The sequence below is a fragment of the Thalassotalea agarivorans genome, from assembly GCF_030295955.1.
In the GTDB taxonomy this organism is placed as follows: Bacteria; Pseudomonadota; Gammaproteobacteria; order Enterobacterales; family Alteromonadaceae; genus Thalassotalea_D; species Thalassotalea_D agarivorans.
The window spans coordinates 2,688,933-2,702,929 of sequence record NZ_AP027363.1 but is presented as its reverse complement, the minus strand read 5'-3'; the positions used below and the strand labels follow the sequence as shown (position 1 = coordinate 2,702,929).

Sequence of the window (13,997 nt, the reverse complement as noted above, 5' to 3'; positions counted from 1 at the left end):
TTTTCTCGTTCAAGCAATTATTGCTTGATAAACCCTGAGATCGTCGGCTGCACCTGAGTCAAAAGCCTATATAACTGAAACTGGTTTGCAGCGCGATCTTTGTTGTGGCTGTTGTGCGCAACATGAAAGTAGTTGTCGCCATCTAGGTAGTCGGTCAAAAATCTTACACCCACCATAAATGGTAGCAAGCGGGCGCCAAGTACTAAACTTTCTTTTTCGATATCAGTGATTTTGTTCGCTAACCCGCCAACATATGCTGTTGATAGCGCCTCTAAAACATCAAGATCTATCTCCATATGTTCTATATTAGGGTCGTCTTCAGCAAGGCTACTAACACAAGTACGCACCATATCGCCAAAATCGTTCATCAGAAAACCAGGCATACAGGTATCTAAGTCAATCACGGCAATCGGTTTGTCCGTATCTTTACTGAATAACAAATTGTTTATCTTGGTATCATTGTGAGTAATGTGCAGTGGCAGCTTTGAAGAAATGTCAGCAATTTCGCTGATAAATTTATGCTGACTTTGGCAGAATTCTATCAATGATTTTGCATGTTTAACCCGGCCGATCATATCGGCATCAATTGCTTTTTGTAACTGCTGCAATCGAAATGGAAGATGATGAAAATCAGGGATAATCTCGTCAACTTGAGTGGCATCATACACTGACAAAGTCGCTGTAAAATGCGCGAATGCTTCAGCCGCCATTGCGGCTTGTTGCGGTGATTCAACTTGCTCAATGGTATAGCTGTTTGTCACAAAATTAATTAATCGCCAAAAGCTACCATTAACCAAAGCATATTTTACGCCATGCTTGGTTGTTATTTGTGGGGTCGCAGTAAGTTGATATTGCTGTTTTTCGATAGCATCAATTAGGCAACGATTGACATATTGCGTGTTATTAATCAGCAGCAAAGGTTCTGTGAAAACTTGGTTATTTATTTTTTGCAATACATACTTCTTGTCAGGTGTTCTCACTTGATAAGTGGTATTGATCAAACCATTGCCCAATGGCTCAACTTTGCAGTCATTTATGTCGAGTTCGTAATGACTCAGTACTTCAACGAGTTCTCGTGTACTTAATGTTTGTTCCATATACCTTGGAGACAATTACGAATAATGGCCTGATTATGCGTGATTTTTGGTAGTTTGTCAGATTTATCTTATTGTTTGAGATCAAAAGACGGTGGTATTTTTCAGACATCATTATCAATGTTCGCTACTATGCAGATATATTTAATAGGGTAGATACTATGAGTAAACCTGTTTTCAATTGGCAAGATCCTTTGCTGCTAACATCATTGCTTTCTGAAGAAGAGCGTTTGATCCAAGATACAACACATGAATTTTGCCAACAGCAACTCATGCCTGGCATTTTAAAGGCGAACCGTCAGGAAACGTTTGATCCTTCTATCGTCAGCCAAATGGGTGAACTAGGATTATTGGGCAGCACACTACCAAGTGAATATGGCTGCGCGGAATCAAGTTATGTGTCCTATGGGCTTATAGCAAGAGAAGTCGAACGAGTTGATAGCGGCTATCGCAGTGCGATGAGCGTGCAATCGTCATTAGTCATGTTTCCGATCTATCAATTTGGTGATGAAAATCAAAGACAACGTTTTTTACCCAAACTGGCAAGTGGTGAATGGATTGGATGTTTTGGTCTAACGGAACCAGATTCTGGTTCTGATCCTGCCAGTATGAAAACAAAAGCGACACAAGTCGACGGCGGTTATCTTTTATCCGGTAGTAAAATGTGGATTACTAATGCCCCCATAGCAGATGTATTCGTGGTATGGGCAAAGCTAGCGGACGAGATAAAAGGGTTCATTTTAACCCGAGATATGAAAGGGTTAACCACTCCAAAGATAGACGGTAAATTTTCGCTCAGAGCGTCTATTACAGGGGAGATTGTGATGGAAGACGTTTTTGTGCCAAGTGAAAATTTACTTAGCAAAGCACATGGTTTAGCCGGTCCTTTTGCATGCCTCAACAAAGCTCGATATGGCATAGCTTGGGGGGCGCTCGGTGCGGCTGAGTATTGCTGGTATGCTGCGCGACAATATACCTTAGATAGAACGCAATTTGGGCGCCCGTTAGCAGCGACACAACTGATTCAGAAAAAGCTGGCAGATATGCAAACAGATATATCAATAGGGCTACTTGCCTGTTTGCAAGCAGGGCGGCTGATGGATGCTGATACTTTGCCAGTAGAGTCTATTAGCTTGATAAAGCGTAACTCTTGTGGAAAGGCATTAGACATTGCTCGCACGGCTCGAGATATGCACGGTGGTAATGGTATCGCCGATGAATATCACGTTATTCGCCACGTAATGAATCTAGAGGCAGTCAATACTTATGAAGGCACGCATGATATCCACGCGTTAATTTTAGGAAGAGCACAAACGGGTATTCAAGCATTTTTCTAAGTGCACGTAGATTATCGTAATAATTAAGGATAAAATTTAGTTTCGCATACGTAATGGAGTTAATGAGGATATGGCCATATCACCTGAAGACATTCGCCTTAGTCGCAACCACGGTGAATCTGCATTTGTGCAAACCTTTAAAAAGCTACTGAAAGAGCAAAACTACGGCTCTCAAGGTGAGCTCGCGCAGGCTTTAGCACAGCATGGGTATCCTAATATTGCGCAAGCGAAAATTTCTCGGTTACTAGCTCGACTGGGAGCAGTTAAGATGCGCAATGCTTCTAACCAAAAAGTCTATGTATTACCCGAGGAACTCGCCGTACCTAAATCCAAACAAGCGATTGAGTCTGTGGTGCAAAGTGTGAAGCATAATGGGCACCAAATTGTTCTTAAAACCGGTATCGGCGGCGCACCTTTAATTGCTCGAATGCTAGATAGTTTGGGAGAGTCGGCAGGTATTTTAGGTACCATAGCCGGTGACGATACTATTTTTATCGCCCCAACCGATCCATTAAACATTGACGACATCACACAAGAAATAGCGCAATTGCTTGGTGTTGAGAAAGCAACCAACCCCTAGCCTTTTTTAGTGAGCAATTAAACGCTTGGTGCTGTTACCTATTGCATTGGTCTAATTGAGTTTGTTTTATTAGCGCTTTTTGGGTTTTTACTTGTATTTCATGCGGCTATCAATATATTTGATGCCAATATTAACGTATTAATTTTATTGAACTTTTAAAAAGTTATAGTATCTTAAATGTATCGGTTTACACGCGGGATTGCGTGTAGGCAAATCAAATAAACTATACCCTAATTAATTGATTTGCTATTGTTAATACATGGTTAATGAATCCTGAACACTGTCGTTTAGGCCACCTAAGAATGCTAATGAGAGGATGCAATGAAAAAGCTATTTAAATTATTAACTTTATCTATCGTGGTCGTAATTGTCGGGTGCTCCAGTGGCACAGATATAGAATCTGATCTTGGTTTAGAAAATGCCCCAGACTGGGTTAATGAAGGTTCAAAAGCAATTGATAACGACGATGGTCGACTTGTTCAAGGTGTGGGTAGCGCGCCAAAAATGGGTGACTTATCACTTCAAAAATCAACGGCTGATAATCGAGCTCGTGCCGAAATAGCACGTATTATGTCAACCTTTATGGATGCAACAATGTCAGACTATTCAGCGAGTAACGGCGAAGAATTTGACATGCAAGTGCAACAAGTCATCAAGTCATCTACCCAAATCGCGTTGAATGGCTCAAAAATCATGGGTAACTGGCGTGATCCTGAAACAGGTATCTTGTTCTCTTTTGCAGAGTTAGACATGAGCAAATTGAAAGAAGCCGTTGCTAATGCGGATATCATGAATAAGTCTTTTCAAAAATACTTTGACGATGAATTTGACGCCAATTTTGATCGCTTTATGAAGAAGGAGCAAAACTAATGAAGAAACTGCTGTTATGTTGTTTAGTTGTGGTGTTGGCGGCATGTTCGACATCAGTAAAACGTGTAGATCCTAATTCAACAGTAGATCTTTCAGGTGCATGGAACGATGCGGACTCTGCTCGCGTAGCAAAAACCATGGTAGAGCAGTCTTTATCAAGTGCTTGGATTAACAACCACGTGGCTAGTACGGGAAAACAACCAACAGTAATTGTTGGCCAAATTCGTAATCTAAGCCACGAGCACATTAGCACGGGTACGTTTGTTAGCGATATTCAACGCGAATTGATTAATTCTGGCAAAGTTGAATTTGTTGCCGATAGTACCCAACGTCAAGAAATTCGTAATGAGAGAAAAGACCAAGACCTAAATGCAAGAGAAGATACTCGCAGTGAAGCTGGTCAAGAAATTGGTGCTGATTACATGATGAAAGGTCAAATCAACACAATCTTAGACGTTGAAGGTAAAAACCAAGTACGCTTTTATCAAGTGGATTTGAATCTGATAAGCCTTAAAGACAACCGCGTTGTTTGGGTTGGTCAAGAGAAAATCAAGAAACTGGTATCTAACGCTAAGATTCGTTACTAACACAAAGATCTAGGGACAGTTCTTTTGATAGCTGCATACTTGGGTTTAAAGACGCCAACAGTTAATCGTTGGCGTTTTGCTCTTCCTGTTATTCTACTTTTACTTAGTGCATGTACGGCAAATAATCGTACTGCCGCTTCAATTGCTCAACAGTTGAATCGCACCATGGCTGCGGAAACCGCTGTAGAGAAGATCGCAAAGATAGACTACAACGACAGAGATACGGCTCAGCATTATCTGAATTTAGGCTATTTACAGCTGGTAACTGGTGATTTTGACTCTGCAATTTCTAGCCTTACTCGTGCAAAAGTAACGATGCGAAATCTGCAAGCAATGTCGGTGTCTGAGAATTTGTCTGCAGTAACGGTTAACGAAACGTTGCGCGCTTATACGGGTTGGCCAACAGATAGGGTCATGACACATGGGCTGCTAGCTATTGCCTACATCATGAAATCTGACGTAGATGGTGCGCGGGTTGAAATGTTGCAGGCGGATACATTGATGCAGCAACTAGCAGAATCTAATAATGAACTTGGTCAACTCGCGTTTATTCGTTATTTAGCCGGTCTTGTTTATGAGTTAAATGGTGAAACCGACAATGCGTTGATTAGCTACCGTAAAAGTTATGAGATTGTCGAACAACGAAGTCAGTTTGTGCCTCATGCACTGCAAGTGGCATTACTTAGAATGAGTCAACAAGTTGGTTTGAAAAATGAGTACGATCAATATCGAGCCGCTTTTGATGTTGAGGCCGTTAATCAATCTGAAATGCAGGGCGTAGCTCATCATGTCATCTATTTTGATGGTGTTGTTTCTCAGCTGAAAGAAACGCGCACTATGGTTTGGTATGACATTGACGGGACATATTTAAACGTGGCACTGCCTCGTTTTGGTCGCGACAATTACTCGCCACGCAATGCAACGGTTGAAACTCAGTCCAACTTGCTACGAACTGAGATGATAGAAGATTTAGAGCGTAGAGCGCGAAATGATTTTGACGATGAATTGCCAAGAATTACTGCTACAGCCGTGGCACGAGCGGCGACTAAATATGCAGCAGTAAAAAGCGCACACGATCAAGATCCTATGTTGGGGGCATTTGCGAATATTTTGACTTTGGCGAGTGAAGTTGCGGATTTAAGGCAGTGGAATACCATGCCATCATCGGCACAAGTCGCTCGATATATTCCGAATTTGCCTCTATATTCTGTAGCAACACCTCGTGCGAATGTTGAGATTACCAATGATAACCCTAGCCATACGGTTATTTTTCTTACATCAATTTCTAGTTCGGCACATTTTGTCCAATTAAACCAGTAGCTTTATTGAAAAGGGGGCTTTATGCATTTGATTAAACGCTTAACTTGGTTGGTATTAGCGGCCATGTTGGTTGCGTGCCAAAGTACGTCAGCACCCGATTGGGTTTCAAATCCAGAAGAAAGTTTCGACACCAATAAATATTTGTCGGCAGTAGGTGAAGGCAGCAATAATGAGCAAGCAAGTCAGCGCGCACTGGCGAACTTAAGCAAAATTTTTAGTGTTTCTATTGTAGAGAAGCAAATTGACTCTAGTACATTTAGCACGCGTAATCAGTCAACTGATGTGAACGTGTCACGCTTTATTTCAACTAACGCGCAAAAAGAGCTAGAAGGGGCTAAAATCGCCGAGTATTTTCGCCAAGAAAATGGCAGTGTTTTTGCTGTAGCAACACTCGATAAGGCGCAAGCAGCAACCAAGTTTAAACAAGATATCGCAGTACTAGACGAGCGTGTAAATGAGCAGCTTTTGTACGCAGCAAATAAAGCGCCTAATGTTTTTCGAGCACTTGCGGCTATCGAGAAAGCCTACCTGAGTCAGCAAGCTCGAGACAATATTAATCGCGACCTAATATTGGTAGCGGACAAAGGTATGCCAGCGCAACATTCCGTTAATAGTATAGAAACCCTGTATCGTAATAAGCTTGCCGGATTAGCCGTACAAGTCGATGCTAATTCACCAGAATTACAAAGTCAGGTAAGTGCTGCAGTATCGCAATTAGGTGCGGCGGTAGTTGCAGAGTCGCCATTAGTTATCACTGCAAACTTTGACAATCAGCCTGTGTTGCAAGAACAGGGTTGGTATTGGCTCAGAGGTAGCCTCAACCTAACGGCTACAGAAGATGGCGTTAGTACCAGTAAAAACAGATATGATGTCAAAGTATCTGCTCAACAGGAGTCTATGTTAGATAAAAGGCTCAAAGATAAGATGTCAGAAAGTATGATGGATTATTTGCTGGCGCTCGTGCGAGCAAGCGATTAATGCCAAATCAATTGTGCCTAGCACAAGACTAATTAAGGCTGCTGTTGCGCGCGCTTGAGGTATAAACTGATATTCAGATAAGTATCTACATAGTACTTATCACTATGTTCGCTTAGGTAGGCGAGCAATTCTCGGTGAGCTTTTTGGCTTACTGCTAGGTGATCTGCACCTATGCCATGAAAGGTAAAGCTGGCAATAGTCCCCGTTTTTTCGGCGCTTTTAACGTAATCAATTAATGTTTTTCCATCTACTTGATGAGGTGCCCAAGTAGGTAGGTCCATACGATTTAATGATGCTATGTTTTTAGGGCTTGGACCAATATGTGTTTTCATCCCTTCAAATAAGTTAGCTATCGCTGGTAAATAGTTCCCGTTTTTCGTGAACTGGTCGCCACAAGGTGCCGTGAATGTGCGTTGATTGTTGCCATCTATTGCGTGCAAATAGTGGTTGGCTAATTGTATTTCTTGCGCCATTGCAGCAATTGTTTTGGTGTCTAAATTATTCGCTTCGCTTACCCATTCCCTGCCTTTTGGCGTCGCCGAGCAGGGATGAAACAACGAATGGTTTGCTAGCTCATGACCTTGTTTCGCGACATCTCGCCACTCATCTATTCTGTTGGCAATACTGGGGTGTGATAACGTTAAATAAAATGTCCCTTTCAGTTTAAAATCGTTGAGATCTTTCACCGCTGTATCTAAGTGAGACGCAAGTGAATCATCATATCCAAGTGATACAGCGATTTTGGCATTGTTAGGCCATTTAAACTCGAGTTGTTGTTGCGCAAATGCGCTGGTGGTCGCTATTGCTAATAAGCACAATACACTTACTCGCAATGCTGGCATGGATTTACTCTGCCCACATAAGGTAGAGGGAGGTGAAGATCGCCAACCAGATTACTATGCCGATGATGCTGGGCTTAAAAAACAAATTAGGCGCTTGTTCTAGTTTTTTATTGCCTGAAACAATGCCCCAAATAAGGTTATCTTTCTTAAACAAATGGACAAGGGCAAACAATATGTGGATTGAAATTAATATCAGCAAAATATCAAAGGTTTGATAGTGGATAGATTTCATTGTTTCTGCCGTCGACTCACTAACCATGTCATATAGTGGACCGTCGTAAAGCACATCGTCAGAAATAAACAACCCTGAAGTGAATTGCGTTGCGAGTGCAATTAACAAGGCGATAACCATATAACCCGACAGAGGGTTATGACTAGCATGTTGCTTTCTCAGCAACTGAGGTGACTTGATAAGGGTTAGTGGAGAGCGCAAAAAATGGGAAAATCTTGCACTCTCACTACCCATAAAGCCCCAACAAAGTCTGCTAAACCAAAGCGCTATTAGCGCGTAACCATATAAAAAGTGGTTATCAAAATCGCCTTCGTCCCCGCTGTACCAAAGCAGTCCAAATAACACAATTTGAGCGGCATGGTATAGGCGGGTGTAGCTGTCCCAGACTTTGTAGCTTTTCATCAGGGCTTAGTCGTCACACTTCATTTTGAATGCTTTGTGCCCTTTCTTGCTTGATTTGCCGATAGCATTTAATGCTGCTTTGCGTTCGTCGGCAGTTTTAGCGTCTTTAAGCGTTAGCACTGACTTTTCAAGATATGCCATGCCTTTTTGGTATTTTTCAAATTGAGCTTGTTGCTCAGCAGTTAACGTTGCTTGGTCGCTGATCTGAAGAGGAACAAGCGTTTCTGCTTTATCAATTTGTTGTAAAAGTTGCTCTACAACTGCAGCCATTTTAGCTTCGTCACTTGCTTTAAATGCTTGTTTATAAGCCTTCATGCTGTCTTTCATTTCATCCATTACTTCGGCAAGGTCAGTTTTACCGCATTGTGGGTGACTTGCTAATGCAGACGTGCTTAGTAATAAAGCAGAAAGTAAAAGTGTTAATTTTTTCATATCGTTGTTTCATACCTTTATGATTATTTGTCCCGATATTAACAGCCCTTGTCTTCATTTTGCTATCTAAATTTAGATGATTTACCTATTTTTTGAGGTAAAGCTTATGCTTTAGTTAGCGCATTGCTTGGTACTATTCACGTGTTAATTCGGTATTTTGTATGTTATCTTCCGAATATACTTTCTTGTATCTAACTGAGTAATGCATAGGTTTTTGATAATAGTTTGTTTGTTGCCAATGTTCAGCAACATTGCAATGGCGCAGATGGAACCCGATTTTATTTTATCGCAAGATGAAATTAATCGTTCGCCATTAATAAGCTATCGAGCAACGCTAGCCTATGAGAAAAACCTTCCAACTTATTCCAACACAGTGCAACTCATGTGGTGGTTGCAAAAGGCAGATATTGAACGTCTGCTATATTACGACGATTTAATACCTGTCTCGCTTGATTATGCTAATGGCCTTGTCGATGAATATGCGCCTTTGTCCTCGGTCGCAAAAATAGACTACTTAAATGCAACCGTAGCGCTACGACAAGGAAACTACCAATTAGCCTTAGGCTTTTTTCAAGCTGCTATCGAAAAGGCACAGCGCATCGGGGATAACGCCCTGTTTATTCGAGCAAAGGGCGACTATAGCTACACTTTGAGCCAAACCGATGCTTATTCAAATTCGATTACCCATCTAAAAGAAGCTTATCTAATTGCATTTGCTAATAATGATTTGGGTTTAATTGCAGAGTTGTATGAAATATATGGTTCGATATATAGCTACATTGAAGACAATGAGAAAGCCGAAGAATATTACCTAAAAGCGCTCGAGCGATATGAAAAGCTTGGCTATCAAGTTCAGCGAGCCGATGCTTTGTACGGCCTAGCCACGATTTACAGAGATTGGGGAAAACCGCAGCGAGCAATAGATAAGTACAATCTGTATTTAGAGCAAGTTCAGGTTTTTGAAAATCCAAGACAAGACTTTTTTGGCTATTACGGCTTAGGTACGACCCATCAGATAGTTGGCGATTGTACCGCCGCACTGAAAGTCATTCAGCAAGCGCTAAACTACCCTGGAGCAGGTGACTTTAAAGCGGAATTGTATAAAAGCAGGGCACTGTGTTTAGTGAAGCAGGGGAATTATCAACAGGCAAAAGATGCTCATAAAAATGCCACAGTATTAATTGAAAAATATCCTGAATTAATAGGTACTACGTGGCATATTTCGCTGTTTTATATCGAAGCGCAAATTGCCAATGGCGAAGGTAACCACGAGCGCGCTTATACGCTCATGCACCGTTACCATCAACAGCACAAACAACTCATTGAAAAGCGAAATAGTGAAAAGTTGAGTCAACAACGCATGAGCTTAGAAGCGTCGCTTAGGCAGCAAGAAAAATCATTGATGCCATCAGTTGAAGAAATTAATGCTTTAAATGCAGCGCGGCAGCAAGACAATAAGTCGTTGCGTTACAGTGTCTACGTGTTAGCAACTATATTGTTCGCTATTTTATTGATTGCTTTTGTTATGCAACTGCGTGCCAACAGAAAAATGCGTAAGTTATCCATTACCGACGAGTTAAGCGGCCTGTTTAATCGCCGTTATACCTTTGAGTATTTACGTTCGTTGTTAGACGAGCCTGAAAATGAAAAGCATAACTTTGCCATTGCAATGTTTGATATTGATAACTTTAAGCAACTTAATGATGCATTCGGGCATCCCTTTGGCGATTACGTAATTAGACAAATAGCAAAAATAGCGCAGTCTCAACTTCGAAAGGGCGATGTGTTTGGACGCATCGGTGGTGAAGAGTTTATGTGTGTATTGCCACGTACCGATAAGAAGCAAGCATTGTTTATCACCGAACGTATTTTAGAAAAAATACGAACTCAAAAGTTTGTTGCTAAAAATAAAGAACACATGCCGATAAAAGTTACCATGAGTGCAGGTATTGCTAGTATCAATGCAACTAATCGCCAAAATAACGGTCTTTATTTACAAGCGGACCAAGCTTTGTATGAAGCCAAAAAAGCGGGTAAAGATTGTATTGTTTGCGCGCAGGATAAAACAGATGAAACTTAAACAATTAGCTATGCTATTGATTGCAACTATGTTCACACTCAATAGTGCACAGGCGAATGACAACCTAAAGTGGGATTTTGACCATCAAGTCCAATACTATCAGCAGCGTCTGAGCGAAAATGTAGTAAGACTTTCTGTTATCCCTAACAGCAAAACACGTTTTGTGCGTATGTCCGCTTTTTTAATTCGACAAGCAGAAAAACTGTGCAAATCGAAACCCTTTAGTTTGCGCAACATTGAAGGCGTTCAGACCTTTGATAGTATGAAGGCAGAGCCTAATCGCATTACACCTACCTTAAAAGCGGACGTCCATTGTTCTGCTTAGAGTATTCATCAAATTGATTAAAATTTAACTATTATAAATACCAGTTATACCAGTTATAACCTCAATGATTGTAGGTTTAATTCAACTTTAATCGCAATTGACGTATAATCCGCCTCGGAAAAATTTTAATCATTCGATTGTCTGCTATTCTTCAGATAATCCCCGTTAGGCCAAGGAGAAAATTGTGCTCCAAGAATATCGTAAACACGTCGAAGAACGTGCGGCTGAAGGCGTAGTACCTAAGCCGTTAGATGCAACTCAAGTTGCAGCATTAGTAGAATTAATTAAAAACCCACCTGCAGGCGAAGAAGAGTTTATTCTTGATTTGCTTGTAAATCGCGTACCTCCGGGTGTAGATGACGCCGCTTATGTTAAAGCTGGTTTTTTAGCTGCTGTTGCTAAAGGCGAAGCGAGCTCTTCTATCCTGAGTGCAGAGCGTGCAACTGAATTACTAGGCACCATGTTAGGTGGTTACAACATCGAACCTATGATCCAGTTGTTGGACGACGCAGCATTAGCAAATACTGCGGCTGATGGTTTGAAAAAAACCTTGCTTATGTTCGACGCGTTTTATGACGTTAAAGAAAAAGCAGACGCTGGCAATGCGGCAGCCAAAGAAGTGATGCAATCATGGGCAGATGCTGAATGGTTCACGTCACGCGATAAAGTAGCTGAAAAAATTACCGTTAAAGTATTCAAGGTTACTGGCGAAACAAATACTGATGATTTGTCACCGGCACCAGATGCATGGTCACGCCCAGATATCCCTGTACATGCTAAAGCTATGCTAAAAATGGAACGTGAAGGTATTAACCCTGACGAGCCAGGTACTGTTGGTCCAATCAAGCAAATTGAAGCGCTTCAAGAAGACGGTATCCCGTTAGCTTATGTAGGTGACGTTGTTGGTACAGGTTCTTCTCGTAAATCTGCTACAAACTCTGTGCTTTGGTTCATGGGCGACGATATTCCTTACGTACCAAACAAGCGCACAGGTGGCGTATGTTTAGGTGGTAAAATTGCGCCAATCTTCTACAACACAATGGAAGATTCAGGTGCCCTACCAATTGAATTAGATGTACAACAAATGAACATGGGTGATGTGATTGATATCTACCCATACGAAGGTGTTGTGAAAAAAGGTGACGACGTTATTTCAACGTTTGAACTAAGTCCAGTATTATTAGATGAAGTGCGTGCTGGTGGTCGTATCCCATTAATTATCGGCCGTGGTTTAACCGGTCGTGCACGTGAAGCATTAGGTTTAGCTGAAACTGATCTTTTCGCTAAGCCAGTTGATCCAGAAGCATCAAACAAAGGCTTTACGCTAGCGCAGAAGATGGTAGGTAAGGCATGTGGTGTTGAAGGTGTTCGCGCTGGTCAATACTGTGAGCCTAAAATGACTACTGTAGGTTCACAAGATACTACCGGCCCTATGACACGTGATGAGCTTAAAGACTTAGCATGTTTAGGTTTCTCTGCAGACTTAACAATGCAATCTTTCTGTCATACGTCGGCATACCCTAAGCCAGTTGATGTGCAAACACATCACACATTACCTGATTTCATCATGAACCGTGGCGGTGTTTCTCTGCGCCCAGGTGACGGTGTTATTCACTCTTGGTTAAACCGTATGTTATTGCCTGACACAGTTGGTACAGGTGGTGACTCTCATACGCGTTTCCCTCTAGGTATTTCATTCCCAGCGGGTTCTGGTCTTGTAGCATTTGCTGCTGCAACAGGTGTTATGCCACTAGATATGCCTGAATCAGTACTTGTTCGCTTTAAAGGTGAGATGCAAGAAGGTATTACATTGCGTGACTTAGTACATGCAATTCCTTACTACGGTATCAAGCAAGGTCTATTGACTGTAGAGAAAGCCGGTAAGATCAATGAATTCTCTGGTCGCGTACTAGAGATTGAAGGTTTAGAAAACTTAACTGTTGAGCAAGCGTTCGAATTATCTGACGCGTCTGCTGAACGTAGTGCTGCTGGTTGTACAATCAAGCTTTCTGAAGATTCTGTTAAAGAATACTTAGAATCTAACATTGTTATGCTTAAGTGGATGATCGCTGAAGGCTACGGTGATGTCCGTACTATCGAGCGCCGCATTGTTGCAATGCAAGAATGGCTTGCTAACCCAAGCTTAATGGAAGCTGATGCTGATGCAGAATATGCACATGTTATCGAAATCGATCTTGCTGAAATCAACGAGCCAATCGTATGTTGTCCAAATGACCCTGACGACGCAAAACTATTGTCAGACGTTGCTGGCGATTCAGTTGATGAAGTATTCATCGGTTCATGTATGACTAACATTGGTCACTTCCGTGCAGCAGGTAAATTACTTGAAAACTTTGGCGGTGTTTTGAAAACACGTATGTGGGTTGCGCCTCCAACGAAAATGGATCGCGATCAATTAACCGCTGAAGGGTACTACTCTACATATGGTAAAGCTGGTGTTCGTATTGAAACGCCAGGTTGTTCATTATGTATGGGTAACCAAGCACGTGTTGCTGATAAAGCGACTGTACTTTCAACGTCAACGCGTAACTTCCCTAACCGTTTAGGTACGGGTGCTAATGTTTACTTAACATCAGCAGAACTTGCAGCGGTAGGTGCAATTGTTGGACGTATTCCAACGGTAGCAGAATATATGGAATATGCGAAGTTGATTGATGCACAAGCTGCTGACACCTTCCGTTACTTAAACTTCCACAAAATGGAAGAGTATACGAAGAAAGCAGACAACGTGATCGTTCAAGCGGCTGTGTAAAAGCAAGTCGACTATCGATAAAAAGCGCTACCTAGTAGCGCTTTTTTTATGCTTGTACAATAGTAGTGTTTTAGTACTGTTTGGACAAAGCGCCTAATTCGATATGATGTATAGTTTCCAGCGCTTTAAGGGCTTTTCGTTTGCC

The 13,997-nt window shown here is 41.7% G+C and carries 13 protein-coding genes; 9 read left to right on the top strand and 4 right to left on the bottom strand.

Features of this window, described 5'->3' with window-relative positions; genetic code table 11:
• Positions 1–17: 17 nt before the first annotated feature.
• Entirely contained in the window at positions 18–1,097 is a 1,080-nt protein-coding gene (locus QUD85_RS12325; RefSeq protein ID WP_093326719.1) for a phosphotransferase enzyme family protein, read from the bottom strand.
• Between the two features lie 158 nt (positions 1,098–1,255).
• Between QUD85_RS12325 and QUD85_RS12320 the strand changes: the two genes are divergently transcribed.
• The 6 genes from QUD85_RS12320 (at position 1,256) to QUD85_RS12295 (ending at position 6,766) form a co-directional block, all read left to right on the top strand.
• The gene (locus tag QUD85_RS12320; protein ID WP_093326720.1) at positions 1,256–2,431 is read left to right on the top strand and encodes an acyl-CoA dehydrogenase; all 1,176 of its coding nucleotides are present in this window, start codon (positions 1,256–1,258) and stop codon (positions 2,429–2,431) included.
• A gap of 70 nt (positions 2,432–2,501) precedes the next feature.
• Entirely contained in the window at positions 2,502–3,011 is a 510-nt protein-coding gene (argR, locus tag QUD85_RS12315; RefSeq protein ID WP_093326722.1) for a transcriptional regulator ArgR, read from the top strand.
• Between the two features lie 321 nt (positions 3,012–3,332).
• Entirely contained in the window at positions 3,333–3,881 is a 549-nt protein-coding gene (locus QUD85_RS12310) for an LPP20 family lipoprotein (protein WP_177168814.1), read from the top strand.
• A complete protein-coding gene (locus QUD85_RS12305) occupies positions 3,881–4,468 on the top strand; it encodes a penicillin-binding protein activator LpoB (RefSeq protein WP_093326723.1) in 588 nt (195 codons plus the stop codon). Before QUD85_RS12310 ends, QUD85_RS12305 begins: the two co-directional genes overlap by 1 nt.
• 24 nt (positions 4,469–4,492) lie before the next feature.
• The gene (locus QUD85_RS12300) at positions 4,493–5,788 is read left to right on the top strand and encodes a hypothetical protein (protein ID WP_093326725.1); all 1,296 of its coding nucleotides are present in this window, start codon (positions 4,493–4,495) and stop codon (positions 5,786–5,788) included.
• 21 nt (positions 5,789–5,809) lie between these two features.
• Positions 5,810–6,766 (top strand): LPP20 family lipoprotein, encoded by a 957-nt coding sequence (locus QUD85_RS12295; protein ID WP_093326726.1) that lies wholly within the window; start codon positions 5,810–5,812, stop codon positions 6,764–6,766.
• 32 nt (positions 6,767–6,798) lie between these two features.
• On the opposite strand, the gene QUD85_RS12290 is transcribed toward QUD85_RS12295, so the two are convergent.
• From QUD85_RS12290 to QUD85_RS12280, 3 genes are read right to left on the bottom strand one after another with little or no spacing between them, the layout of a single operon-like run.
• Positions 6,799–7,608 carry a polysaccharide deacetylase family protein gene (locus QUD85_RS12290; protein WP_093326728.1) on the bottom strand — a complete coding sequence of 270 codons (810 nt, stop codon included), beginning with the start codon at positions 7,606–7,608 and terminating at the stop codon, positions 6,799–6,801.
• A 4-nt stretch (positions 7,609–7,612) separates the two neighbouring features.
• Entirely contained in the window at positions 7,613–8,242 is a 630-nt protein-coding gene (locus QUD85_RS12285; protein WP_093326730.1) for a cytochrome b/b6 domain-containing protein, read from the bottom strand.
• A 6-nt stretch (positions 8,243–8,248) separates the two neighbouring features.
• A complete protein-coding gene (locus QUD85_RS12280) occupies positions 8,249–8,674 on the bottom strand; it encodes a cytochrome b562 (protein WP_093326731.1) in 426 nt (141 codons plus the stop codon).
• A gap of 256 nt (positions 8,675–8,930) precedes the next feature.
• Here QUD85_RS12280 and QUD85_RS12275 point away from each other — a divergent pair, with 256 nt between their 5' ends.
• The 3 genes from QUD85_RS12275 to acnB all read left to right on the top strand — a co-directional run bounded on the left by QUD85_RS12275 (position 8,931) and on the right by acnB (position 13,852).
• Positions 8,931–10,754: a tetratricopeptide repeat-containing diguanylate cyclase gene (locus tag QUD85_RS12275; protein WP_177168815.1), complete on the top strand. Its 1,824-nt coding sequence runs from the start codon at positions 8,931–8,933 to the stop codon at positions 10,752–10,754.
• Positions 10,744–11,079: a hypothetical protein gene (locus tag QUD85_RS12270; protein ID WP_093326735.1), complete on the top strand. Its 336-nt coding sequence runs from the start codon at positions 10,744–10,746 to the stop codon at positions 11,077–11,079. The genes QUD85_RS12275 and QUD85_RS12270 overlap by 11 nt, the downstream gene beginning before the upstream one ends.
• A gap of 184 nt (positions 11,080–11,263) precedes the next feature.
• Positions 11,264–13,852 (top strand): bifunctional aconitate hydratase 2/2-methylisocitrate dehydratase, encoded by a 2,589-nt coding sequence (acnB, locus tag QUD85_RS12265; protein WP_093326736.1) that lies wholly within the window; start codon positions 11,264–11,266, stop codon positions 13,850–13,852.
• The last annotated feature ends 145 nt before the right edge of the window (positions 13,853–13,997 follow it).